Consider the following 376-nt stretch of genomic DNA (forward strand, 5'->3'; position numbering starts at 1 on the left):
GGCAGCTAATTCAAGATGACCCAAATCTTGTTGAAGCTCAGGATAGTAAAGGGATGACGCCCCTTCACATAGCCGCTGTAAAAAAGAGGCATGACATAGTTAATTTATTACTCAAAAGTAAAGCGAATCCTGAAGCCAAAAATGGCGAGGGTCGAACACCCCTTCATTTAGCGATTGCGGCAGATAAGCTCATCAGCGCCAATCTACTCATGGAATACCATGCCAACAGAGAAGCAAAGGATAATTATGGCAATACACCACTTCATCTGGCTGCAAATATGGGCAGAGTGAGGGCTATTGATTTTCTTGTTGATTCGTACCATGTAAACCCTGAGGCACTGAATAATAACCACTGCACACCGCTTCATAATGCAAT

The 376-nt window shown here is 43.4% G+C and carries 1 protein-coding gene; it reads left to right on the forward strand.

Translation table 11 applies throughout. From position 1 onward, the window contains the following. On the forward strand, positions 1 to 376 hold a 376-nt coding region (locus tag E1189_RS00290), incomplete at both ends, for an ankyrin repeat domain-containing protein (protein WP_196220828.1).

It is taken from the genome of Parendozoicomonas verongulae (genome assembly GCF_009711465.1).
Lineage (GTDB): Bacteria > Pseudomonadota > Gammaproteobacteria > Pseudomonadales > Endozoicomonadaceae > Sansalvadorimonas > Sansalvadorimonas verongulae.